The organism is Peptoniphilus sp. BV3C26, from assembly GCF_000478985.1.
GTDB classification, from domain to species: Bacteria; Bacillota; Clostridia; order Tissierellales; family Peptoniphilaceae; genus Peptoniphilus_B; species Peptoniphilus_B koenoeneniae.
Genome location: NZ_AWXB01000041.1, coordinates 129,129 through 155,975, shown reverse-complemented (window position 1 = coordinate 155,975; position 26,847 = coordinate 129,129). Strand labels below are relative to the sequence as shown.

Below are 26,847 nucleotides of genomic sequence, written 5' to 3'. Positions count from 1 at the left end.
ACTATTACTAAGAGGAGTACAAAGAAACGAAATCGAAAGAGGCCAAGTATTAGCAAAACCAGGCACAATACATCCTCACAAGAAATTCCAAGGAGAAGTATACGTACTAACAAAAGAAGAAGGCGGAAGACACACCCCATTCTTTAACGGATACAGACCACAATTCTACTTCAGAACAACAGACGTAACAGGCAACATTGAACTACCAGAAGGAGTAGAAATGGTAATGCCAGGAGACAACGCAACATTCACAGTAGAACTAATAACACCAATCGCAATGGATGAAGGATTAAGATTCGCCATAAGAGAAGGTGGAAGAACAGTAGCATCAGGCGTTGTATCAAAATTATTAGACTAAAAATAAAATAAAAGCTCTCATTTTATGAGAGCTTTTTTTATTGCAAAAATAAAAAATGTAAATACAAATAAAATTTTAATTGAAAACACAACCCAATCTAGGGACCAATTTATTGGTCCGGCGGTCTAAGGCGAGTGAAATAAAACAAAAAATGAAAAATGTAAATACAAATAAAATTTCAATTGAAAACACAACCCAATGTAGGGACCAATTTATTGGTCCGGCGCCGTAAGGCGAGTGAAATAAAACAAAAAAATTGATATAGAAAAAGATGAATTGAAAAAATAGAAACAAAACAAAAATGAAAAATAAATTTTATAAAAAATGCGGAGTTTTTTCTCCCACCCTGCACACACGGACCGGTAAACCGGTCCCTACAGTTCACTAAAATTTCAATTGAAAACACAACCAAATGTAGGGACCAATTTATTGGTCCGGCGCCGCAAGGCGAGTGAAATAAAACAAAAAATGAAAAAATGTAAATACAAATAAAATTTTAATTGAAAACACAACCCAATGTAGGGACCAATTTATTGGTCCGGCGGCGTAAGGCGAGTGAAATAAAACAAAAAAATTGATATAGAAAAAGATGAATTGAAAAAATAGAAACAAAACAAAAATGAAAAATAAATTTTATAAAAAATGCGGAGTTTTTTCTCCCACCCTGCACACACGGACCGGTAGCAGTAAATAGCGCCGCAAGGCGAGTGAAATAAAACAAAAAATGAAAAAATGTAAATACAAATAAAATTTCAATTGAAAACACAACCCAATGTAGGGACCAATTTATTGGTCCGGCGCCGCAAGGCGAGTGAAATAAAACAAAAAATGAAAAAATGTAAATACAAATAAAATTTCAATTGAAAACACAACCCAATGTAGGGACCAATTTATTGGTCCGGCGGCGAAGCCGAAATAAATAAAATAAAAAATAAAAATAGAATAAATACAAATAAAATTTCAATTGAAAACACAACCCAATCTAGGGACCAATTTATTGGTCCGGCGGCGTAAGGCGAGTGAAATAAAACAAAAAAATTGATATAGAAAAAGATGAATTGAAAAAATAGAAACAAAACAAAAATGAAAAATAAATTTTATAAAAAATGTGGAGTTTTTTCTCTCACCCTGCACACACGGACCGGTAGCAGTAAATAGCGCCGCAAGGCGAGTGAAATAAAACAAAAAATGAAAAAATGTAAATACAAATAAAATTTCAATTGAAAACACAACCCAATGTAGGGACCAATTTATTGGTCCGGAGGCTGAGTCGAAATAAATAAAATAAAAAATAAAAATAGAATAAATATAAATAATAATTAAAAAAATATAATAATAGAAAGGGCTCTAAATTATTATTTAAGCTGATTTTGCAAACTTATTATGGTATAATGAAGTATGAAAATTAACGGTCTTATGTAAATTTTACCAAATTTATAGAGTATAAACTTAGTAATTAAAAAATGAAGACTTAAAACTTGAAATAAAACAGTAAAGTGGGGTAAGGAGAAAAAAATATGAGAGATTGCTTTAAAAAATTATGTGTTTGGATGTTAATTTTAACCATGTTATTATCAGGTCCTTTGGAGGTTTTTGCTTCAGTTAACCATGATGACCTATCAGAGAGCAAGGCAAAATTCATCAACAATGAAAAAATACCCATAAATCCGGTAAAACTGGACAGTGGACAAAGTGCGACAGATTTTATAAAAAATCCGGTTCAGCCGGACATCTACACCCTGCACACAGACTTTAAAACCCAAAAGGGTGAAAAGTACGATATAAGCTACCAGCCTTATATCGCAAGTGTAGGTGCAGATGCAACACAAGCAGAAAAAGATAAGGTCAATAAGACTATTGACATGCCAAAACTTGCTGGTTATGACGAGCCGCAAGATAATTTTACAATTGACTATGACACAATTGTGAATAAGGCAAAAGCAGGCATTAAATCTGAGGACAAAATTAATGGTGACAGATACAGTGCCGAGCAAGAGTTTAAATACGCTGCTAAAAGTAATAGCATTAAAATCAAACACGTCTTCCAAGACTTAGAAGATTTTACTAAGTATACAAATCCGAACGGAAGCGTTGGAGAAGAAGGAGAGCTTATTACCACCCAACAAGGTAATACTGGGTCTACCATGGAAGTCAGTCCTTTAACTGAAGGTCATCCAAATAGAAAAGGCTTTGTTCCAGAAGCTGAATCTATCACAATGCAAGTTCCAGAAAATGCCACGAACTTTATATTGGAATACCGTTACAACCGTGCCCATTACGATGTGACATTTGACACTGCAGGTGGCACAGCCCTTCCGGCTCGTACACTTTATTATGGACAAGTGATTCCTAAAATTGCCGATGCAGATATTCCTACAAAAGTCGGCGGCGAATTCCAAGGCTGGAAGCCATCGGTTGATTTAAGTACAAAGGATGGAAAAACATATAATGCAAATGAAATAATTAAAGTTGGAACCGGTCAAGCTATCAAAAATCTTGCTGCTAATTTGCTTATGCCAGCAAATAATCTTACTTTCACAGCTGTGTGGAAGGACAAGGACAAGGCAGGCTACGCTGTCCAATTTTGGGCAGAAAAGGCAGACCATGCAGGTGAGTATGACTATATAGGTACTCGTGTCTATAAGGATCAAATGACAGGCTCAAGACCAGACATAGATAATGAACCTGTAAAAGACATAGTCTTCCCAGACTTAGACCCAGATCGTCTAGCCAAGATATGGAAGGGCGATAGATTTAATCGTGGAAAAGATCTTTATCTAAATAAATTCTATGTATATAACCAAAAACTAACTCATGAGCAAAACAAGGACCCTGATAATGCAAACCTAGTTAAGCCTGTTGATTCAACAGGTAAGACTGTCTACAATATCTACTACGACAGACAAGAATACGAGCTCTACTTCACTAAGTCGAATGCCCTACCTAAAGAAAATACTTTCTACCCTGAAATTTGGGGATATGATGGTCAAGGCAAGTTAGTGAAGAAGGGCGGCCCTGGCAATCCTTACCATTACAAGGCAAGGTTCAACCAGCTAATGTTAGACTGGCCAAACGATGCCATGCAAACCAAAGGCTTTAGCAAAGACATGCAATCCTTTGGCTGGGGATCAAACTATAATAGTCCAAATTGGCCGTTTCACTTGGACACACCTCCTTATAGATTAAATGCCGACCAATTCTTAGACTTGCCAAAAAATTACGATAAATGGGGCGGCTATACGAAAAATATAGATAAGGGTGATGGATCGAGGATAGATTTAAAGTGGTACGATTATAAAATTCTTTCCTTTGGCATAAAGCAGGACGTAGACTCTATGCCTCACCACATGGACTTTTGGATGGATGGCTTTAAGAATGACGAAACAATTATCCGCTACGACCTATACAGGTATAAGGCAGATACCAATTCTGACACTTATGCGCCTGTATACCCCAGGGTTCAAGGCTTTACTGGCAAGAGAGGTAATGAAACACCGGAATATCTTGATTCAGATGGCATAGATGCTAAAAACGATGAGCGTAAAGATGTAACTCCATTCCCTGCTAAGACAAATACAGACATTTATGGAGAACGCCCTTTAGGTAAGATGCCATTTATTAAGGCCTTCTTTAATAATGGCGATGAATGGGGCGACCCTGACGGCTGGGACGGATTTGGCACAAATGGCTACCTTAAATTTGAATACGAGCGTAATAAGTACCCACTAAGATTTAACTACGACCCATCAAAGATTAAGGGTGATAATGAGTTTGGAAAAACCAACTCATTAGATACCTTCTATGAATTTCCACTAAAGGTTCTAAGCCCCGACTTAGTTGATAATAAAACACCAAAAGCAGATAGAGAATACTTTAAGGATAATCCAGCCAACTTATTGGATAATCCAGAAAATTTACTAAAATTAAAACTTACAGACCTTGTCTTTAAGGACCCAAATGACAATAACAAATTAAAAGTTAGGCGTCCCGACAACCTTTCAAACCAAATGGTCTTTAAGGGCTGGGCACTAGACCCTGCAGGCACTAAGCTTATTTGGGAGAACCCAGGCGAAATCATGCCTAACCACCCAGTAAACCTATATGCTAAGTGGGGCGAACCGGATTATAAATGGAAGGTAACTTTTGATCCAAACGGTGGAAATTTAAGAAATATTAAGGAGGAAGATTTAACTAAAAGTCGCAAGAAAATCCAAGAAGGCGACATTGGTCAAGAAAAGATAAATACCTATGCGAAAAAAGAAGCCAATGATGGCGATAAACAAATCTTTACAGTTATTCAAAGACAGAAGCTTGTAGAACCTAAGAAGCCTACAAGAAAGGGCTACGACTTTATGGGCTGGGAAGTAATTAGATATAAGAAGAATCAAAAAGGCGACTATACAGACGAAATAGACACAAGTTATAGAGACACATATAAAGTTCCAGAACTATATTCCTTTGGCAACGATGTTGTAGCACCTATCTATCTAAAGGCAATTTGGACTCCAAACAACAGAGTGAATGTAAAAGTAGAACATTGTTTCTTGGATAAGGACTTTAACATAGATACAAGCGTAAGTCCAAACCCTAAAAAAGTTACACTTGCAGACAAGAGAGCGGGCTACCTAGTTGCTACAACAGGTGACAAGCAAGATGATAAATGGACACTTGTTCAACATGAAGAGCTTGAAGCCCATAAAGAGAACTCAGATGTTTATAGCATCTACAATGAATATAATAACCGAGTTGGCTTAAACAACTCCTTCTTCCAAACATTCAAGGTAGAGCCAGAAAAAATTGATAATGGCAGTGGAAAATTAATTCCAAATCCTAAAGTAGAAGACAATGTATTTAAATTCTTCTACAAAAAATTTAGAACCCGTCAATACAAGGTTAACTATATAGATGAAAGATTTAAAGGCAAAGAAAACGAAAAAGATGGAGCTATTATAGACCAAGAACTTGTTGAAAATGGTAACCGTCACTTTGACGCAAGAAACTATAGGCCAATACCTGGTTGGGTTTTAGCCAAAGATGAAAAACCACAACAACAACTATTCTTCGATGTAGATGAAGATACAAATGCATTTAAAGGTATCAACGGCACAGGTAAAGATGAAATTACTTTCTATTATAAGGACGTAAGAGTAATTGAAATACCAACTCCAAAAGAAGGAGAAAAAATTCCAGACCCACCAGAAGGCTATGTCAGAGTAACTTTCAAGGCAGAAAAAGGCGGATCCTTTGGTAAAGATAAAAATGGCAAAGATATTACAGAACTTAATTACGATGTAATAAAGGGACTAAAATCAGACTTGCTACCAGTACCAGGAGATCCTACAGAAGATGACAAAAAAGAAGTTGACAAGTACTATATCACACCAGATACTGGCAAGAAATTTATCAAATGGGATGAAAAGCCACTATTAAACAAAAATACAATAGTTGATAATGATACAAAAGACTTCTATGTATTTACTGCGAAGTTCGAATGGTCAGGACTAAGTGCAACAGGCTTAGTAAGAACAGAAGCCTTTACAGATCCGAAGGGCACTTGGACAAATAACTTTGCTCCAACTATTGATCAATTAAAAGCACAATTAGTATGGAAAGAAAAAGACCAAGTCAAAGATCTTCCAAAAGGTACTACAATACAATTATTTGATGAAGAAGGCAATGAATTAACAACAGACGATCAAGTATATGCTTTAGTCAACGAAAAGAACAAAGCCGACAAAGAACAACTTGTTCGCACAGTAAATGTTAAGGCTAAAGTCACATTTAAGGATGGAAAGACTCCTCAAGAGCTAACTATCCCAATTACAGTTTACAAAAATGTCTATGAAGCTTTAACAACAGGAGAAAAACCATTATTCCTATCTGAAGCTGAAAAGGGAGATTTAAAAGATATAACTGGAAACTATGTAAAAGTTACAGTAAATCCAACAGGAGAACCAGGTAATAAAGACAGCAAAGTTTATTATGTAAATCCAAAGGCTTGGGTAGAAATTCCTGAAATTAAATTGACAGATGAAGAAAAAGCTAACTTAGGTTTCACTCATTGGTCAGCAGATAAGCCTGGGCAAAATGAAAATGGTGTATTTGACTTTAACAAGCGTCATAATTTTACTGATAAAGAAACAACCATCAAACCAGGATTTACAAAAGATCTAGTTGAGCAAACAGATCCAAACACAAAACCACCTGTACCAAAGGACTATGTAGAAGTTATCGTTAAGACAACAGACAAGGCTACAAGTGAATTTACAAAAACATTCTGGGTTAATCCTAATAAGGAAGTAACAATACCAGTTACAAATCCAATAGGAAAGACTATTGAAAAGACACAAACAGAACAAGCTAAGGCTTACACTTTCAAAGATTGGAAATCAAATGAAAATCCTGAAAGAACTTGGACAAGTGGAATAAAGGGAAAATTTACAAAAGATACAACTATTACAGCAGAGTATACTGAAGTACAAAATATTATCCCTTATGATCCTGTTACAGATCCAACAACAAGACCTGATGGATATGTAAGGGTAACATTTGTAGCAGAAAAAGGATTAGAGTTAGAGAATGTAAAACACTACTATGTAAAGAAGAATGCAGGGATAAAACTTGGCAATACTGACCTTGCAAAACCAGGAGTAAAGGCTGAAACTGGTTATAAATTTGTTAAATGGGATAAGGACGACACAACTGAAATTAAAGACACAGATATAGTTGTAAAAGCAGAATCTAAAGAACTCGACCCATTTATACCCGCAGATGGAAATCCGCCAAAAGGCTATGTAACAGTTACTTTTGAAGCAGTAGATCATGGCAAGCTTGATGGAGTTCTAAAGTACTATGTAAACCCAACAAAATATGTTGCATTTAATCCACCAAAAACAATTGGAGACACTGGATATGAATTTGCATCATGGTCACAAAATTCTACACAAAAGACAAATTACACGAAAGACACAACAATTACAGCCACATTTACTCAAATAGGTGCAGTGTCATTGGTAGAAAAACCTGGCTATGTAAGGGTTGACTTCGTAATTAAAGGCCAAGGTGGTTCCATATTAGATGGACAAACTAGGACTTACTACGTTGATCCAAATAGGGATGTAACGCTAGATGCACCTGTAACAAGTGCTGATGTAGGTTATGAATTTGCTTCCTGGTCACCAGATCCAACGGTAGGAAAAAAATATACAAAACCAACAACTATTGAAGGAACTTTCAATAAACTTGATGATATAATTCCAGCAACTGATGATCAAGGAAAGCCAAATGCTAAACCAGATGGCTATGTAACCTTAACCTTTGAAAAAGGTAATGGCGGAAAAACTATAGAAGGTCAAACAGTTTACTATGTAAATCCAAAGGCTGACCCAGCTAAAACTTTAGCTGATATAACAAAACCAACAGTAACAGCTGACACAGGATATAAGATTACTGGCTGGGATACAGAAAATACTTTCCAAATAAAAGAAAACAAAACTGTTACAGCAACATATAAGGAACTTCCTTCTGTTTCTGAAACACCAATTCCAGGATATGTACAAGTTATCTTTGATACAACCACTAAGGGAGTTATTGAAGGAACAACTAATACAGAAAAAATTGTATATGTAAATCCAAATAAACCAGTTATCTTAGATGGTTATGAACCAAAGATTACACCAAAAACTAACAATGTATTTGCTCGTTGGGATGTAAACTTGAAAAAAGAAACATTTTTCAAAGATAAGGACAGAATTACAGCACAATATTACGACAAGGATAATATTAGCGTTACAGAAGTCCAAGGATTTGTAAAAGTTGTATTTGATAAAGGAGACCATGGCGAATTATCTGGAACACAAGCTTACTGGGTTAAACCAGATGTTGATGTTACAGTGCCAGCACCTAGAGTAAATCCAAATACAGGATATGAGTTTAATAATTGGAATCACTCATTAACAGTTAACTTACCTGCAAATTCAGAAACTTATACAATAAAGGCTGAATACAAATCTTTAGAAGATATCATTGAAGGTGACAAAATTAAACCTAATGGTTATGTAAAGGTAGAATTTGTAAGTGACGGTAATGGTAAGCTTATAGGTACGACATCTTACTATGTAAATCCAGATAAAGCTGTTGACTTAACATCTAAAGCAGATGCTATTTTCAAGAATCCTAATTTAGGTTATACAGAAATAGGTGGAAGCTGGTCAAATGACAATAGTAAAAAATTAAATGATACTTTTAAAGAAAATGCAACCTTTAAATATAAGTTCAAAGAATTGAAATCTGTTGATACAACAAATCACCCAGGATATGTGAAAGTTGAATTTATAGCGGGAGAAAATGGTCAAATTGTTGGTGGCAACAAGACTTACTATGTAAATCCTAATAAAAATATCAAAGTAGGTTCAACTGAACTAGCAATTCCTGAAACTAATGCTAATACAAATTATATGTTTGACAAATGGTTTACAGAGATTGACCAAACAAATCCTGTTAAAAGCGATAAGACATATATTGCGCTATTCAAACTATCTAAAGTAACTTTAACTTATGTGGCTGATGATAAAACTTCTGGAACAGTTCCAGCAGCATTAACCTATGACATTGGAACGGTTGTCACTTTAGCTGGTGGAAATGATCTTAAAAAAGATAATTATGTTTTAAAAGGATGGAATATAGATAGCACAGAATATGCTCCAGGTGCAAAATTTACCATCAATGGAAACACAAAAGCAATAGCTGTATGGGAAACTGATTATCACAATGTAGATTTCAATACAGATGGTGGTACCTATATAGGACCAAAGAAAATAAAGCATAATGAAACAATTGGAGCAGTAGCAAATCCAGAAAAAGTAAATTATACTTTCACAGGTTGGAAAGTTGATGGAAAAGACTTCGATCCAACTACGTCAAAAGTAGAAAAAGATATAACTCTTGTTGCTCAATATGTATCAAATGTAGTTGAACAAACAGATCCAAATAAAAAACCAGATGTACCAGAAGACTTCGTAAAAGTTATTGTAAAGACAACAGAAAATGACATTGAAAAAGCAACTGATGCTACAAAATTTGAAAGAACATTCTGGGTTAAGAAAGATACTCAAGTAACTATACCAGTTAATCCGCCAACAGGTGATGTTGTAAAAGATGAACATGGAAATCCTGTTACAGATGCTTCTGGTAAGGAAGTAAAATGGGTATTTACGGGCTGGACAAGTCCTTTAACTGATTCATTCAGCCAAGATGAAACTATAATTACGGCAAAATATGAAAGCAAGGTACCAGAACCTACAATTGATGCAAAAGTTGTTGAAACCTATGCAGGAAGACAACCAGAACCTTCAGATTATGAAAATGCTATAAAAATGCAACTGGGACAAGATGAAATAACTTTTAAAAACAATGTTTCAAAATTTGAAATTACAAAGAAGCCTGATGTAAGTACACCAGGAATGAGTGAAGCTGAAGTTACAATAGAATTTAAAAACGGAACTACAAAAACTATAAAAGTTCCTGTTAAAGTTAATCCTAATATCTATCCGGCAGATACTGACGGAGGAAGGACTTCAGAAACACCGGCAAATTATGTAAGAGTAATAGTTAATCCAACAGTTTTAAATGCCGATCCTCAAATAAGGATTTACTATGTAAATCCTGAAGTGGAAATTGGAATTCCTTTACCAGCTATAAATCCGCAAAATGGAGCAAAATTTATTGCATGGCACATTGAAGAAGGAACAAGACCTGAATATAATGGAGAAGATTATAAGTTTACTCAACCTGAAACAATAATTGTAGCAGACTTCGACAGGGCACCGGGTACAGGTCTTATAATGACAGATGTTGGAGTTTATCCAAGACCTGAAGATTATAAAGATAGAATTACTGTTCCTCAAGGAAAGACAATTCAAGGTATTAAAGTTATCAAACAACCTAATGTAGATAAACCAGGCATTACAGATGCAACAGTAGAAATAACTTATGATGATGGCAAAACAGATGTTGTAGGTTTTACCGTATTTGTACAAGCAAAATATGAACCACAACCAGAACCGCAACCACCAATTTGGTCTGGTGGCGGAGTAAGATATGAAACCATCTACAAGGAAAAGATTGTTGAAGTTCCTACAAAAATCAATTTCTTTAAAGAAGTAAGATATATGCAAGGCTTCCAAGGATATTTCAGACCTAAGGACGGTCTAAGAAGATGTGAAGCTGCTCAAATTCTTGCCAATGCTTTAAAGGAAGACGGATATAAGTATGATTTGTCTTATAAGATAAATTATAAGGATATTGGAAATGAATGGTACACCGAAGCTGTTAAGATAACCACTCAAGCTAATGTATTTATGGGATATAGCGACGGTTACTTCAGACCTTATGACAAGATAACAAGGGCTGAATGGATTGCAACTTTAAGAAGATTCCAAAATATTGACAAGGTTAATGGAAATCACATGAATTTGAGAAATGACCATTGGGCTTTAGCAGAAATTGAGGGAGCTTATAAAGAAGGTTGGTTAAAGATCTATACTGACGGTCTTGCAAACTTTAAGGCTGACGAGTTCATTCCGAGACAAGAAGTTGCCGCTGTAAGTAATAGGGCTTTTAACAGAGTTTGCGATAGAGTTTATATAAGTAGAAATGATAAGAATCTTATTAACTATAAGGACATCAATCCTTCAATGTGGGCTTACCAAGATATTCTTTGTGCAAGCAACACATTTATCCATGACAAGAAAAACTACAGAGCTCATGGAATCAAGGATGATAAGGTAACTTTCAATGTTAATATTGATGGACTTGAAATTCTTCAAAGCAAATTTCAAAGGACTCTAAGATAGGTTATAGTTATCTTAAATTTTAGAGAGACTTAATATTAAGTCTCTCTTTTTTTTTGTTTTTTAAATTTGTAAAATTTATCAAAGCTTGTCAAATTGGTCTGATTTTACAAAAAATATGGCTCTAAAACTTTTTTAAATTTATAAAATCAAGTGATTTTTGCAAAAATTGGTCTGATTTTATAAAAAAAATAGAGAGCTTATGCTCTCTAGGGTAAATTATTTTTTTGATTTTATTTTTTCACTAAATTTTAAAACTTATTTATCTAAGTTTTTCTTTTACGCTTTTAAATAATTTTTTAGTATATTCTTTTCTGCCTTCTTGGTAGAGGTCTTCAGCCTTAAACACTTCTTGAAGGACTCCGTTGTGAAGGACTGCAATCCTGTCGCAAAGATATTCTATAACATTTAAATCGTGGGAAATAAAAATTGATGTAAAGTTATATTTTTCTTGCAATTCGTTTAAAAGATTTAAAATTTGCGCTTGAATGGAAACATCAAGGGCTGAGACTCCTTCGTCTATTATTACAAGTTGTGGATTTATTATTAGGGCAGAGGCTATGCTTATTCTTTGCCTTTGACCTCCTGAAAGTTCACTGGGAAATTGTTCAAGGACATCTTCAGTCATTTCTACATCGTTTAAAATATCTTTTGCTCTTTTAAGTCTTTCTTCTTTTGTGCCAACTTTTTGGATCATCATTATTTCCATTAGGGACCAGCCAATTTTTTTATGAGGATTTAATGAGGAGTAGGGGTCTTGAAAGACCATTTGCACTTGTTTTCTATAGTCGTTAAGCTGATCTTTTGTAAATTTGGAAATATCCATGTCTTTATAAAAAACTTTTCCTTCAGTGGGTTTTAAAAGTTTTAAAATAATTTTTCCCAGGGTTGATTTGCCGCTTCCTGATTCTCCTACGAGGCCGAAAATTTCTCCTTGTTTTACTGAAAAGCTCACATTATCAAGGGCGGTGAATTCTTTTTTAGGGGCAAAAAGTTTTTTTTGCTTTGTATAAAATTTTTTAGATACATTTTCTATTTTTAAAATATCATTCATTTTTAAGATCACCTGAATCATCGTAAAGATGGCAGTAAACGAGCCTGTTTTCAATCATTTTTCCTGAGGGAAAGGTTTTTTTACAAATTTCTTTTGTGTATTGGCATCTGTCAAAAAAGGGACAGCCTTGGTTTGAACGAATTTTAAGGGGCGGAACATGACCAGGTATGTTGTAAAGTTTTTCTCCACGTTTTTTATAGGAGGGTATTGCTTTTAAAAGTCCCACAGTGTAGGGATGTTTGGGATTTTCTACAAGTTCATCGGAGGGACCTTCTTCAACAATACAACCTGCATACATAACTATTATTCTCTTACATATTCTACTTACAAGGGTAAGGTCATGAGTTATAAAGAGTATGCCTCCGTCATAAATTGTTTCAATTTCTCTGAAAAGAGATAGAATTTGCATTTGAATAGTGGCGTCAAGGGCGGTGGTAGGTTCGTCCGCTATTAAAACTCTGGGGTTTGCAATAAGGGCAAGACATATTACTATTCTTTGCTGCATTCCTCCTGACAGTTCATAGGGATACCTTTCATATAAATTTTCTACGTCTTTAAGTCCACATTTTTTCATGGTTTCAAGAACTAAATGCCTATTTTTTTCCTTGGGAAAGTTATAGTGTATTTTAAGCACTTCTTCTATTTGCTTGCCCACTTTCATAAGAGGGTTAAGGGCGCTCATAGGTTCTTGAAAAACCATGGAAATATTTCTTCCTCTGAATTTTATCCATTCTTTTTCTTTTAGGTGGATCATTTCTTTTCCTACCAATTTTACAGACCCAGATTCTACATTTGCATTGGGATTTTCAATTCCCAGTATTGTTTGAGCACACACACTTTTTCCGCAGCCTGATTCTCCTACAAGGCCTACGAAATCTCTTTCAAATATATCAAAGCTTATGTGATTTACGGCATTTTTTCTTTGACCATTAAAGCTAAAGCTTACAGTTAAATCATTTACTTCAAGTAATTTTTTCATCGTCCTGTTTCCTTTACACGTCTATCTCTTAAACCGTCACCGTATAGGGTAAAGCCAAACACCATAAGGGAAAGGACAATACCTGTTGAAAAAAAGTACCAGGGTGCATTTACAAAATATCCTTGGGCTTCTTTTAACATTCTTCCCCAACTTGGTCTTGGAGGTCTTACGCCTAAGCCCAAATAGGAAAGACCAGCCTCAGAAAGAATAGTTGTGGATATGGAGAGGGTGATGGCTACAATAAGTTGATTTTTTATATTTGGAATAATATGGTGAATTGCAATGTGTAGACCTCCAGCACCTTTTGTAAGGGCACTTCTTACAAAGTCATTTTTTTTCACTTGCAAAAATCCTGATCTTGTTACCCTTGAGAAATAGGGAACGCCCATAACTCCCAGGGCAAGTATTGTATTTTTTATTCCCGGTCCGAAAACAGATACAAGCATAATGGCAAATAAAACTCCGGGAAATGCCATAAGGGCATCTATAATACGCATAAAGACTTCATCAACAAGACCTCCTCTATAGCCTGCCAGCCCCCCTATAATAAGGCCTAAACCAAAGGCAAGACCAACACTACCAATTGATAGAATAAAGGCCGTCTGAGAGCCTACCATAAGGCGAGAGAGTATATCTCGACCAAAGTTGTCCGTTCCAAATAAATGGGCTGCTGATGGAGCTTGAAATTTTATAGATTCGTTCATAAGGTTTGGATCATAGGGAGTCCAAAAAAAACTTACAATAAAAATCAAAAGAAATAAAAAGATGATTATTTTTCCGATTTTCATGGAAACTGTTCTAACTCTCATTATTCACCACCTCTTATTCTCGGGTCAATTATTCTATAACAGATGTCTATTATAAAATTAATAAAAATAACCATAGCCGCAATTACTACTACAACCGATTGAATAAGGGGAAAATCTCTACTTGATACACTTTGTACAATAAGAGAGCCTATTCCCGGAAGGGCAAAGACATTTTCAATAATAATACTTCCCCCTATACTTGATGTAAGTATAATTCCCAGTATAGTTATTACAGGTATAAGTGCATTTCTAAGGACATGTCTGTATAGGATTTTGTTTATATCAAGACCTTTTACTCTTGCCGTTCTTACATAATTTTTTCTTATTTGGTCTAAGATTGCCGTACGTAAATACCTTACTATTGTTGCAATGTTTGAAAGGGAAATTGCAAAAGCAGGTATAAAAAATTTGTAGAGCTTATCCAACAAGTTTCCTGACATAACGTTGTAGCCGAAGGTTGGAAAAATGTTGAGCTTTACGGAAAAAATTAAGATTAAAATAAAGGCAAGCCAAAAAGAGGGTATGGAGATACCAAGTTGAGTGATCCCTGCAATTATTGTGGAATACCATTTGTCATCTTTTGAAGCAATCCAAATTCCAAGGGGTATGCCTATTAAAACAGTAAGAATTAAAGAATAAGAAGTTAAAAAAAGAGTGACAGGAAGCCTGTCCATAAATAAGTCTTTTACATTTACGTTATATTTTAAACTTTTTCCCATGTCACCCTTTAAAAGATCTTTCATCCAATTTAAATATCTTTCGGGCATGGGCTTATCAATTCCAAGTTCCGTTTCCAATTGTTTAACTTGTTTTTCATCGGCTTCTGAGCCAAGGATTATTTGAGCGGGATTACCCGGCAAAATTTGAAAAACCAAAAATATCATCATACTCACCAAAATTAAGGTGAGTATGACTGATAATAATTTACTTAATAAAGCTTTCATAGTTATTTGGTAAAAGTAACATCCTCAAGATTTAATTTTTGTATAGGATATAACTTTAATCCTTCAACTCCATTTCTCATAGCGGTTATAGTGTCTGGATCAACTAAAAATGCTGAGGCTGCATCTTCTGCAAGAAGTTTTTGTGCTTCTTTATAGTAAGAGATTTGTTCTTCTTTACTTGCTGAAGAAGAAGCTTTTTTCATAGCTTCATCAAATTTAGGATTTTTGTAGTTAATATAGTCTCTCTTGTTGTCACTTGTGTATCTTCCTAAAATTTGGTTGGGATCAAGATAGCCTATAAAACCTACAATAGTTGATTGGAAATCTCTATCTGTATAAACTTTTGAAAGCCAAGTTGAAAATTCAATGGGTTCAATAGATAAATTTATTCCCACTTCTTTTAATTGAGATTCCAAAACTTCTGCAGTATCCATGTGGTATTTGTAATCTGAAGGAACTGTAACAGTTAAATCAAAACCTTTTTCAAAGCCTGCTTCTTTCAAAAGAGCCTTTGCCTTCTCAATGTCGTGAGGATAAAATTCGCCTAAATCTGCAAAGTATTCTTTAAGAGCGGGACTGAAATTTGAATACAAAACTGTAGCTTTTCCATTTGCACAGGAACTTACTAGAGCATTTCTGTCAATAGCATAGTTAATAGCCTGTCTTACTCTTATGTCTTTTAAAGGGCCATAGTTATTATTAAGACCGAAAGTTTGAACAAGGTTTTGAGGTCCTGAAATAAAACTTGCATTGTCTTTAATTTGTTCTGCATCTTGAGCTGCAAGTCTTGGAGCAATGTCAATTTCTCCAGATTTTATTGCAAGAAGAACTGTTTGAGTATCTTTGATTCTTATAACTTCTAAGTTTTTATACTTAGGAGTGTGATCTTTTTTATGATAGTCGTCGTTTCTTTCAAGAACAAGTTTTTCTCCTGGACTATAAGAAACAAATTTAAAAGGACCTGTACCAACGGGTGCTTCTTCTTGCTTATCATAATCTTTAGGCATAATAGGCTTTAAAGTTAAATAAATAAATTCATTTTTACGTTCCTTTAAAGTAACTTCAACAGTGTAATCGTCAATAGCTTTTACAGATTTAATTATTTCAAATTTTGAGCTTTTAGCATCTTCTCCGTCTAAACCAGCAAGTTTGGAATAAGTCCAAGCCACGTCTTCAGCCTTAAAATCTTTTCCATTGTGAAATTTTACACCTTCTTTTAATTTAAAAGTGTAAACTGTACCATCATCGGAAACGGTGTAAGATTCTGCAAGATCGGGAACTAAATTTCCTTTTTCATCTGCATCAAAAAGACCATCAAAAACTTGGTCCATTACGGTTTCAGTATCACCAGCAGTCATTTTAAAAGGACTCAGTGAATCAATTTCCGTATACATTGCTAAGCGCACAGTGTCACTTTCAGTTGCAGCAGTTTTTTTATCTCCACTGTTACCACAAGCAGTCAACAAACTTAAAGCAAGAGCTGCAACTAAAAATTTTTTTGTTTTCATTTTTCCTCCTTAATTAGCGGAAGATCTCTCATTTTAAGTTCATGATCAATACCAGAGAGAACTTTCGCTTTATCTAACGTCCATTTTGGAGCTAACAAAAGATCTTTTTTAGGATCACCTGTAAGACGATGAATCACAATATCTTTTGGCAAGATCTCCAAAGCGTCACATATAATATCAGTATACTCATCCTTGGTCAATAATGGAAAGGGTTTTTTAAGAAATTCTTTGTAAATTCTTGCATCCTTTTGAATATAGAAAGAATGAAACTTCACTCCAAAAGGGTGAATCTTTGAAACATAGTTTACAGTGTTTAAAAAATCCTCTCTATTTTCGTAAGGAAGGCCGAATATTATATGAGTTAAAAACCTTATACCCTCATTTTTAAGAATATTAACTTTTTCATCAAAAAATTTTTGACTATAGCCTCTATTTATAAAATTTATTGTATTTTCATTTACAGATTGAAGTCCCAACTCAAGAAATAAAAAAGTTTTTTTATCATATTCTTTTAAAAGTTCAATAATTTCTGGACTTAAGCAGTCGCACCTGGTGGCAATAGCAAGACCTTTAACTCCATCATAGGCTATAGCCTGGTCAAAAATTTTTTTAAGATAAGAGGGATCTGCGTAAGTATTTGTAAAATTTTGAAAATAAGCTATATAAGAATCTGTTTTCCATTTTGGGCTTAAAAATTTAATTTGTTCTTCAATTTGTTTTTTTATGGATAAATTTTTGTCTGCAGCGAATTCTCCGCTTCCTGCCTTACCGCAAAAAATGCAGCCCTCATAGGAAAGCTTTCCATCTCTGTTGGGACAGGACAGGCCTGAAGAAAGAGAGAGTCTAATTGTCTTTTTTCCGAAAGTTTTTTTAAAAAAATTATCAGAGGATAAATAACGTTTCATATATTTCACCTCAACTATTGTAACAAATTTAACTGTGTTATAATAGTTTTGGTGATAAAATGAACCGCAAGTATAATAATTATCTAATAATGGCAAATGATTTTTTGTATAAAGGAAAATACGATTCTGCACAAAAGTCATTTGAAAAGGCATATTGTTATGCTCTTACTGATAAAGAAAAAATAGACGCCCTTTATGAAGTTGCTGATATATGTCTTATGGATTCAGAATACCAAAGGGCTTATGAAATATATTGTCAAATCATTAAACTTAATGAAAAGGAAACAGGGGCATATTATGGAAAGGCCATTTGTTTTGATTATAAAAATGATTTAAATTCCGCTATTGAAAATTTTAAAAAGGCTATAGAAATAGATTATTTTTATGACAGGGCTCATTATTATTTAGCTTGTGATTATGATCGTTTAAACATGAGAGAAGAGGCTATAAGGGAGCTTAAAATATGCATTGAACTGGATCCTTACGATTATGTTTCTTATAGCGACTTGGGAGCTTTTTACGAAGAATCTAAAGAATATGAAAAAGCTCTTTTCTATATAAATAAAAGTCTTGAAATTGCAAATTCTTATGGAAGAGCCCTCTATAACAAGGGGGTTGTATTCTCAAAGATGAAAAATAAAGAAGAAGCTTTAAAGGCTTATTATCTTGCTTTGGATAATTCTAACGATCAGGATATTTACTTAAATATTTCCGTAATTTATATTGAAAATAAGGACTTTGAAAAATCTGCTGATATTCTTCTTGAAGGTGTAAGCGAAAATCCAAATTCTGTAAATCTTCACTACAATCTTGCCTGTACTTTTGAAAATTTAAATAGACGGCAAGATGCTAAGAAACATTTAAGGGAAGCTATAAAGTTAAATAAAGATGCCCTTTTATGGGCAAAAAAAGATAAAGATTTAAAAAAACTTGTATTGGAGGAAAAATGGTAATTATAAAAACAAAAGAAGAAATAAATAAAATGATTGAAGCTGGAAAAATTTTATCAGCTGTCCATCACGCTCTTAGGGACCAAGTTAAGCCTGGAGTAAAAACAATTGATTTGGATAGATTTGTTGAAAAATTTTTAAAGGACCATGATGCAAGCCCTGAGCAAAAGGGTTACGAGGGTTTCCCCTATTCTATTTGTGCATCGGTTAATGATGAAATTTGTCATGGTTTCCCTTCTGAATATGTTTTAAAAGAGGGAGATATTATTACAATTGACATGGTTGTAAATTATAAGGGTTGGCTTGCAGATAGTGCATGGACTTATAAGGTTGGAGAGATTTCAAAAGAAGCTCAGGAACTTATGGATGTTACAAAAAAATGTCTATATCTTGGAATAAAAGAAGCAAAGATCGGGAACAGATTGGGAGATATAGGTAATGCTATTCAAACTTATGCAGAGTCTAAAGGCTATTCTGTTGTTCGTGATTTTGTAGGTCATGGGATAGGAAAAGAAATGCACGAAGATCCTCAAGTTTTACATTTTGGTAAACCGGGAAGGGGTCTTAGAATTCAAGAGGGAATGGTATTTACTATTGAACCTATGATAAATGTTGGAGGATATGAGCTTACCCTTGATAAAAATGGATGGACTGCAAGGACTAAAGATGGTTCATTGAGTGCTCAATATGAGCATCAACTTGCCATTACAAAAGACGGTCCAATAATAATAACTGATCAAGGTGATAATAATGAAGAATGGTGAAATTATTAAATATTCTTTTGCAGAAGAACTTATGAATTCAATAAGCCATTGGATTGGAGTCGTTGCAGGTATAGTTGGTCTTGTATTTTTAATTGTTTTAAGTCTTGGAAAGGGAGCTTTAAAAATGTCTTCTCTTTCTATTTATGGAGGATGTTTCATTGCCATGTTTTTATCTTCAGCCCTCTATCACACCATTCAAAATAAAAAGGCTAAATCAATTTTAAGGGTATTTGATCACTCTTCGATTTTCCTTTTTATAGGAGGCACTTATGTGCCAATAATAATGCTTTCTTTTGATGGAAGAGAGAGAATAATTTTAATCTTTTTAGTGGGAGCTTTGGTCTTAGGTGGAATACTTTTTAAAATCTTTACTTATGGAAAATTTGAAAAGTACAAAAAACTTTCCTTAGCCTTTTATCTCTGCTTTGGTTGGCTTTCTTTATTTTTACTTAAGCACCTTTATTTTAATACTTCTCACACTTTAATTTTATTTTTAGTTTTAGGCGGCTTAGCATACTCTTTAGGTTCAATATTTTATGCAATAAAAAAAATTCCCTTTAATCATGGGATTTGGCATTTATTTGTTTTAGCAGGGGCAGTTTTACAATATTTGGGTCTTCTTTTTACTTATTGTTTAGGATGGTAAAAATGAAAAAAGAATATAATTTGCTTGATGGTCCCATAAAGAAAACCTTGATAAAAATGAGTATGCCCTTAATGGGCACTGCCTTTGTTCAAATAGCTTATCAGCTTGTAGATTTAATTTGGCTTGGAAAACTTTCAACGGAAGCTGTTGCAGCAGTAGGCTCAGTAGGATTTTTCATATGGATAGCCCAAGGCCTTTGTCTTATAGGAAAGACAGGGGTTGGAGTGGGGCTTTCCCAGGCCTATGGTAAAAATGATAAGATTATGCTTAAAGAAGTAATGAGAGCAGGAGTAATAGTTAATTTTACTATTTGTGCTCTCCTTATTTTTATATACTTAACTTTTATGAATAACATTTTAGGATTTTTTAGGCTTGAAGAAGAAGTATTTGTCATGGCAAAGGCCTATTTTAAAATTGTAGGAATAGGTTTAGTTTTTACATTTTTAAATCCTATTTTATCTGTAACTTTTCTATCAAGGGGTAACAGTGTAACCCCTTTTAAAATTGCAATTATTGCTCTTTTTACAAATATAATTTTAGACCCTCTATTAATATTTGGATTTTGGATTTTTCCTAAAATGGGCATAAGGGGAGCTGCCCTTGCAACTGTTATAGCTCAGGGAGTTCAAACTTTACTTTCAATAATAACGGGAATAAAGGCCAAGGAGTTATTTGTAAGGGTAAATTATTTTAAAGAAGTAAAATTAAAAAGTATAAAGGGCATATTGAATTTGGGAGTGCCTACTTCTATTCAGGCTCTTGTTCATGCTTTTGTAGGACTTATTTTAAATAAATATACTGCAAGTTTCGGAAGTGTTGCCATAGCAGTTTATTCTATAGGATCTCAAATTGAAAGCATATCCTGGATGAGCGCTGAAGGTTTTTCCAGTGCTTTTACAACTTTTTTCGGACAAAATTATGGAGCTAAAAGATTTGAAAGAATAGAAGAAGCAAGAAAATCCGGCATGAGAATTATAAATTCCATAGGACTTTTTGCTACGATATTTTTAATGGTTTTTTCAAGGCAATTATTTAAAATTTTTGTTCCAGGTGACGAAAAGCTAATTGAATGGGGTATGTATTATCTTTTAATAATAGGGCCTTCAGAAATTTTTATGACTATGGAAATAGGAACTACTGGTATGCTAAATGGTTTAGGTCTTACAAGACTTCCTGCCTATAACGGATTAATATTAAATGTTTTAAGAATACCCTTTGCAAAAATTTTTATGCCAATTTTTGCAGTAAACGGAATTTGGATGGCAATGAGTTTATCTTCAATTTTAAAAGGAAGTATTATTACAATTGGGTATAAATATTTATGTAAGAAAACTGACGGTTTTAGAAACGATATGGAAAAATATGTTAGCAAGCACTAGGAGGTCTTATGTTAGAACAATTTAAAATGCCAAAAAGCGGCGAAGAAATAGTAGTTTTAGATACAAACCATGGACAAATTAAACTTAGAATTTTTGAAGATGTTGCCCCAAAGGCAGGAAAAAATTTTAAGGAACTTTGCAAAAAAGGCTATTATGATAACACGATTTTTCATAGAGTAATTGACAATTTTATGATTCAAGGAGGAGATCCTACAGGAACCGGTCGTGGAGGGAAATCCATTTGGGATAAGGCTTTTGAAGATGAGTTCAGCTTAGATTTTCGTAACTTTAGAGGAGCTTTATCCATGGCAAATGCAGGTCCGAATACAAATGGCTCACAATTTTTTATAGTTCAAGCAGGTCCTGTTGGAGAAAAAATTATAAAAGAAATGAGAAATTTGGGAAAAGAAAAGGGCTATCCAGATGAAGTTGTTGATGCTTATGAAAATTTAGGAGGTACTTATTGGCTTGATGGAAAGCATACGGTTTTTGGTCAAGTTTTTGAAGGAATGGAAGTTGTTGATGAAATAAGTTCTCTTCCTACAAATGCTATGGATAGACCTCAAGAGGACGTAATTATTAAAGAAGCAAGATTGGAGGTTTTCAAATGAAAAAATATATAGCTTACGGCTCGAACATAAATGTGGAATGGATGAAGGAAACTTGTCCTGGTTCAGAATTATTAGGCAGCGGTTATATATTAAATGCAAAGCTATTATTTAGAGGTAAGGGTTATTTAAATCTTGTCCTGGGACCGGGATATGGAAAAGTTCCTGTAAGCATTTGGAACATAAGTGAAGAAAATGAAAGGGCCCTTGATAATTATGAAGAATATCCTTCTTATTATGTTAAAAAAAATATTTTAGTTTTAGGTGATAAGGGCATAGAAGAAGGCATGGTTTATGTTATGACTGATGAGTTTAAGGACATTAAAAAAGCTCCGGAAGATTTTTATGTAAAAAGAGTTTTAGATGGCTTTGAGCAAATGTCTTATGACAAAAAACCAGTTGAAGATGCTTTGGAGGAAATATGCAAATAAGACTTAAAGAAGATAAAATTCATCTTAGAAAACTTGCCCTTAAACTTGCAGCTTTTATAGGCCTTGAGGAAGATTCAATTAAAAATCCTATAATTACTTCTACTGAAAGTTGTGAGAAATTTTCCTTAGAAGACGGAGAATTTAACATTAATAAAAATAAGGAAAAAATAGAAATATCCATTAGTGAGGGCGATTATGATAGGGCATTTAATAAGATTACAATGAATATTTTTTCATACCAAGATGAAGATTTTGAAATTGAAGAAAAAGAAGTTTTAAAAGAAGAGTCCATGTTTTTAGATAAGACTATCTACAGAGATGAATTTCTTAAAAGATATACAAGGATTAATTGCAATCCAAGTGATTTAAGTTTTGAAGAATTTAAAATCCTATGTGAGATAGTAAGAAGAAAAGCTATGGATACTAATGCTCTTGATATAAGTTTTGCTTCTAATGATTTTGAATTTGAAAAGGCTGATTTTGATGAAATTTTATTTGAAGAAAAGACAAAAGTTTTTTATAAGGACTTTGACACTTTCTTTAAGCTTTTAACAGATGAAAATTTAGAAAGAGCTGAATTTATTACAAATAGAGCTTTTAGAGAAAATTCCTATGAAATGCAGCTTACAAAGGGAGCTTCAAGGTCAAAGGAAATTTATATAGATTCAACTTATGATTCAAATTTAAAGGCTTATAAAGATTTGTTTAAAGATTTAAAAATAGAAAGCTTTAAGAATAAGGAAGTCTTTAAAAGAGAAGAATATGAATTTCCCTGGGAAAAAGATGTTTTACTGGAAAAATTAAAAAATTATAAAGACATCGATTCTATAAGATGTGCTATAAGTGAACCTCTTGAAGTAAGAAAGGAGCTTGAAAAAGAGCTTAAAAAATCAGTAAAGGGAAAAGTTCAAGTTATAGATTCCTATAAAGGCGGTTTTTCTTGGATAGAGGATTACATTTTACCAGACCTTATTGGAAAAGAAGTTGATGAAATAGAAATTTATTGGTCCTATATGAAGGGGGCGGATATTTCCGATGAAGCCGGTGCAGTTCCCAGCTATAGCAATCAAGGTGCTGGAGATGAAAATAAATTTTTAGATCTTCCTATAAGATATTTACAAGAGCTTTATCCCATTGATGACATTTTAGCAAAAGAGCTTTCTATTAATAGGGACAAAATTAAATTTATCAACAAGGATATGGAAGATTCTTATGAAATTATTGCAAAATCAAAGGGCAAGGAAGTTTTAAGAGATACTTATAAGGTTATTTTATCTGAAAGACCTTACTTAGATGATTTTAAGGGCATGGGTCTTGTTCATCCTCAAACAGGATATTTTGAAATTACCAGTGGAGACAAAAAGATTGTAGAAACTTTTAAAACTGACTTAGAAAATGTTTGGGATACCTATCAAAATATTTTATCTGAAATTGGAAAAGACATTGAAGGCAAAAATCTTAAAGAAGATTCGCAACCATTTTTTGCAGAACTTTTTATGGACATAAGTCTTTCTGAAACTGATAAAAATTTAAATGTAAGACAAGATAGGATTTCATCAATTGATCACTTCCATGAAGATTTATATTTTGTAGGTCTTGATTATTTTAAGGCCTTGGGTCAAAAAATGAAGGGCGGAACTTTTGACAGTCCTGGACTGATTTTACCCTTTATCCATAATAGAAAGGGTAATGTTAAATTTGAAGTTGAACTTAGAAACTTTTTAGATACCAAACCTTTTATAATAAGGGATTCAAAAAAAGAATACCTTGACATGAATCTTAACTATAAATTACTGGGTTACAGGTATGATAAGGGTCAAAAATTAATTATTGAATGTGATTTAAATAGGGAAGAACTTGAAATTTATTCTAAGATTTTAAAAAGGGGTTTAAGTAAATTTTCTGATTTAAATATTAAGGCTCTTATAATAAATGGTAAAGAGTATGAAGTGGCAGAAAAATATAAGCTTCATGAAAAGGCACCAGCTTTTGATGAGAAAGTTTTAAATCACGAAGATATTTGTGCTTTAAATGATTCTTTAAGGTCCAATAAAAATTTAAAAATAAATTATATTACTAAAAGTTTTATGGGAAGAGATATTGAGTCTATAGAGTTTAATGTAGATGAAGATTTCACTCCGACTTTTAAAAGGACAATGAAAAAGCCTACTATGTATATTAATGAAAGGCATCATGCAAATGAGGTTTCTTCATCCAATTCATGTTATGAACTTACTGAAAAGCTTTTGAAAGATAAAGAACTTCTTAAAAAAGTAAATGTTGTTTTAATACCTATGGAAAATCCTGATGGTTCTTATATTCACAGCCTTCTTATAAAAGAGCATCCCAATTGGATATTCCACATTGCAAGATTTAATGCTCTTGGAAAAGAGTTTGCTCAGGAATATTTTAAGGAGGGTTCTATTCATACGGAAGCCGAGGCTATGGTGCAAATGTTTTATAGACATCTTCCAGATATATACTGTGATAATCATGGAGTACCTCATCATGAATGGGCTCAACCATTTTCAGGATATACAGCTCCTGCCTATAAGGGTTTTTGGCTTCCCAGATCTCTTATATACGGATATTTTTGGTATCCTAAAGAAGAAGAGTATAAGGAAAACTTTAAGCTTTGTGAAGAACTTCAAGATGTAATTGCAGATTCTATAAACAAAGATGATTTAATGCATAAAATGAATTTAGATATGCAGGACAGATTTGAAAAATATGCTCACGCCCTTATGCCAAAGATGTTCCCTACAGGTTATTACAAGGATATAATTTTTTACTGGATAGGTTTTGACACTAATAGGGCTCACAGATATCTTTCTATAAGATATCCGGAAATAACTAAGGTAGGTTTTACCAGTGAAGTAATAGATGAATCTGCCGACGGAGAATTTTTAAAATTATGTTCAAAAGCTCATACAGCTCATAATTTAGACACAATAAAATTCATTTCTCAAAAGGAAATTTTATATGATAGAAAAATTAACACAAAAAGCGGAGGAAGAATTTACCGCGATAGGAGGAGGACACAATGATAAAACTAATAGGTATAGCAATTCTTATTATAGGTTTTGCCCTAAAATTTAACTCAATTGCTATAATATTTGTTTCCATGATTGCAACTGCAATTGTAGGAGGTTTGGGTATAGAAGGTTTTTTGGAAACCTTGGGTACCAGCTTTGTAAATAACAGAGCTATGATGATATTTGTAATAGTAATGCTTGTAACGGGAACTCTTGAAAGGAATGGCTTAAGAGAATCAGCTGCAAAATTTATTTCGAGAATAAAAAATGCAAGTGCAGGAAAAATTATAGCATCTTACGGAATAATGAGAGTAATATTTGCAGCATTTAACGCAGGTTTCGGAGGAGTTGCAGGTTTTATTCGCCCTGTAGTAATGCCAATGGCTGAAGCGGCAGTAAGAGAAGTTCCTGCAGACAACCATGAAGAACACATTGAAGAAGTAAAGGGAATGGCAGCAGGTATGGAAAACATAACATGGTTCTTCGGACAAGTACTTTTCGTTGGTGGATCAGGAGGACTTTTAGTTCAAGGAACTTTAAAAGAACTTGGATATAATGTAGAACTTATAGATCTTGCAAAAGTAGAAATACCAGTAGCTTTAATAGCTACAATTGTAGGAATAATTTATTATATTTTGAAAGATAAAAAACTTTCAAAAAACGGAGCAAAGGGGGAAATTAAATGAGTTTTTTCACATCAACTGAAGTAACAACAGGAGCAAAACTTCTTGAAATCCTTTATATAATAACTGGACTTTTGCTTCTAAATACAGGAATAAGAAATTTAAATGACAAGGCAAATGAAAAAAGAATAGGTACAGCCATATTTTGGATAATACTTGGAATAGTAATAGCTCTAGGAAGATGGATACCGGCAAAAGTTGTAGGTGTTTTAGTAGTATTAATGGCTCTTCCTGCAATATTTAATCAAGTTTCATACAAGACAAACGACATACCTACAAAAGAATATACAAAGGCAGTAAGCGATAAACTTGGATATAAGATATTTATTCCAGCTTTTATGATTGGACTTACAGCAGTAATATTTGCAACAATGACAAAGCTTGGAGCTTTAGTAGGAGTTGGAGTTGGAGTTGCTTTAGCAATGATAACTTTGTATTTTATGAACAAAGACAATACTCTTAACATTTATTTAAAAGACTCAAAAAGATTTTTAGACATTGTAGGACCACTAAGTATGCTTCCTATGTTTTTAGCATCTTTAGGAGCAGTATTTACTCAAGCTGGAGTAGGACAAGTTGTATCAGATATAGTTGGAAATATAATTCCTGAAGGAAATATAGTAGTGGGAATAATTGTATATGCAATAGGAATGGCACTATTCACAATGGTAATGGGAAATGCTTTTGCTGCAATAACAGTTATGACAGTAGGAATAGGAGCTCCCTTTGTACTTGCTCAAGGAGCAAACCCGACTCTTATAGGAATGTTGGCACTAACTTGCGGATACTGCGGAACACTTATGACACCAATGGCTGCAAACTTTAATATAGTTCCAGTTGCAATACTTGAAATGAAAGATAAAAACGGCGTAATAAAAAATCAAGTTGTACCTGCATTAATTATGCTGACGGTACAAATTATCTATATGATAATGTTTAGTTAA

At 33.6% G+C, this 26,847-nt stretch carries 16 protein-coding genes and 1 pseudogene; 11 read left to right on the top strand and 6 right to left on the bottom strand.

The genetic code is table 11. The annotated features are described in order from the left end of the window. Positions 1-358: pseudogene (locus HMPREF1253_RS04685) on the top strand (elongation factor Tu); the annotation flags it as partial. A 1,517-nt stretch (positions 359-1,875) separates the two neighbouring features. Further along, positions 1,876-11,211 (top strand): InlB B-repeat-containing protein, encoded by a 9,336-nt coding sequence (locus HMPREF1253_RS09910; protein ID WP_023055613.1) that lies wholly within the window; start codon positions 1,876-1,878, stop codon positions 11,209-11,211. Positions 11,212-11,470: 259 nt separating this feature from the next. On the opposite strand, the gene HMPREF1253_RS04675 is transcribed toward HMPREF1253_RS09910, so the two are convergent. The 6 genes from HMPREF1253_RS04675 to HMPREF1253_RS04650 are packed head-to-tail and all read right to left on the bottom strand — an operon-like array spanning position 11,471 to position 17,407. Next, the gene (locus HMPREF1253_RS04675) at positions 11,471-12,262 is read right to left on the bottom strand and encodes an ABC transporter ATP-binding protein (RefSeq protein ID WP_023055529.1); all 792 of its coding nucleotides are present in this window, start codon (positions 12,260-12,262) and stop codon (positions 11,471-11,473) included. Beyond that, the gene (locus HMPREF1253_RS04670; RefSeq protein WP_023055621.1) at positions 12,255-13,241 is read right to left on the bottom strand and encodes an ABC transporter ATP-binding protein; all 987 of its coding nucleotides are present in this window, start codon (positions 13,239-13,241) and stop codon (positions 12,255-12,257) included. The genes HMPREF1253_RS04675 and HMPREF1253_RS04670 overlap by 8 nt, the downstream gene beginning before the upstream one ends. Further along, complete coding sequence (locus HMPREF1253_RS04665; RefSeq protein WP_023055557.1) at positions 13,238-14,050, bottom strand: ABC transporter permease; 813 nt, start codon at positions 14,048-14,050, stop codon at positions 13,238-13,240. The genes HMPREF1253_RS04670 and HMPREF1253_RS04665 overlap by 4 nt, the downstream gene beginning before the upstream one ends. Beyond that, a complete protein-coding gene (locus HMPREF1253_RS04660) occupies positions 14,050-14,994 on the bottom strand; it encodes an ABC transporter permease (RefSeq protein WP_023055504.1) in 945 nt (314 codons plus the stop codon). Before HMPREF1253_RS04660 ends, HMPREF1253_RS04665 begins: the two co-directional genes overlap by 1 nt. 2 nt (positions 14,995-14,996) lie before the next feature. Further along, on the bottom strand, positions 14,997-16,502 hold the full coding sequence (locus tag HMPREF1253_RS04655; protein WP_023055544.1) for an ABC transporter substrate-binding protein: 1,506 nt from the start codon (positions 16,500-16,502) through the stop codon (positions 14,997-14,999). Beyond that, a complete protein-coding gene (locus HMPREF1253_RS04650; protein ID WP_023055481.1) occupies positions 16,499-17,407 on the bottom strand; it encodes a TIGR01212 family radical SAM protein in 909 nt (302 codons plus the stop codon). The genes HMPREF1253_RS04655 and HMPREF1253_RS04650 overlap by 4 nt, the downstream gene beginning before the upstream one ends. Before the next feature lie 59 nt (positions 17,408-17,466). Here HMPREF1253_RS04650 and HMPREF1253_RS04645 point away from each other — a divergent pair, with 59 nt between their 5' ends. Genes HMPREF1253_RS04645 through HMPREF1253_RS04605 form a run of 9 tightly spaced genes read left to right on the top strand, consistent with a single transcriptional unit; the run spans position 17,467 to position 26,847 of the window. Beyond that, positions 17,467-18,360, top strand: coding sequence for a lipopolysaccharide assembly protein LapB (locus HMPREF1253_RS04645; RefSeq protein WP_036739428.1), 894 nt, complete (start codon positions 17,467-17,469; stop codon positions 18,358-18,360). Further along, on the top strand, positions 18,354-19,121 hold the full coding sequence (map, locus tag HMPREF1253_RS04640; protein ID WP_023055493.1) for a type I methionyl aminopeptidase: 768 nt from the start codon (positions 18,354-18,356) through the stop codon (positions 19,119-19,121). Before HMPREF1253_RS04645 ends, map begins: the two co-directional genes overlap by 7 nt. Then, positions 19,108-19,767, top strand: a complete 660-nt coding sequence (locus tag HMPREF1253_RS04635) for a hemolysin III family protein (RefSeq protein ID WP_023055606.1) — start codon at positions 19,108-19,110, stop codon at positions 19,765-19,767. The genes map and HMPREF1253_RS04635 overlap by 14 nt, the downstream gene beginning before the upstream one ends. Before the next feature lie 2 nt (positions 19,768-19,769). Beyond that, the gene (locus HMPREF1253_RS04630) at positions 19,770-21,146 is read left to right on the top strand and encodes an MATE family efflux transporter (RefSeq protein ID WP_023055569.1); all 1,377 of its coding nucleotides are present in this window, start codon (positions 19,770-19,772) and stop codon (positions 21,144-21,146) included. An 8-nt stretch (positions 21,147-21,154) separates the two neighbouring features. Next, positions 21,155-21,757 carry a peptidylprolyl isomerase gene (locus HMPREF1253_RS04625; protein WP_023055491.1) on the top strand — a complete coding sequence of 201 codons (603 nt, stop codon included), beginning with the start codon at positions 21,155-21,157 and terminating at the stop codon, positions 21,755-21,757. Then, entirely contained in the window at positions 21,754-22,185 is a 432-nt protein-coding gene (locus tag HMPREF1253_RS04620; protein ID WP_023055560.1) for a gamma-glutamylcyclotransferase family protein, read from the top strand. Before HMPREF1253_RS04625 ends, HMPREF1253_RS04620 begins: the two co-directional genes overlap by 4 nt. Beyond that, a complete protein-coding gene (locus HMPREF1253_RS04615) occupies positions 22,176-25,232 on the top strand; it encodes a M14 family metallopeptidase (RefSeq protein ID WP_023055497.1) in 3,057 nt (1,018 codons plus the stop codon). Before HMPREF1253_RS04620 ends, HMPREF1253_RS04615 begins: the two co-directional genes overlap by 10 nt. Beyond that, complete coding sequence (locus tag HMPREF1253_RS04610; protein WP_023055522.1) at positions 25,229-25,906, top strand: 5-oxoproline transporter, DUF969 family subunit; 678 nt, start codon at positions 25,229-25,231, stop codon at positions 25,904-25,906. Before HMPREF1253_RS04615 ends, HMPREF1253_RS04610 begins: the two co-directional genes overlap by 4 nt. Next, entirely contained in the window at positions 25,903-26,847 is a 945-nt protein-coding gene (locus tag HMPREF1253_RS04605) for a DUF979 domain-containing protein (RefSeq protein WP_023055506.1), read from the top strand. The genes HMPREF1253_RS04610 and HMPREF1253_RS04605 overlap by 4 nt, the downstream gene beginning before the upstream one ends.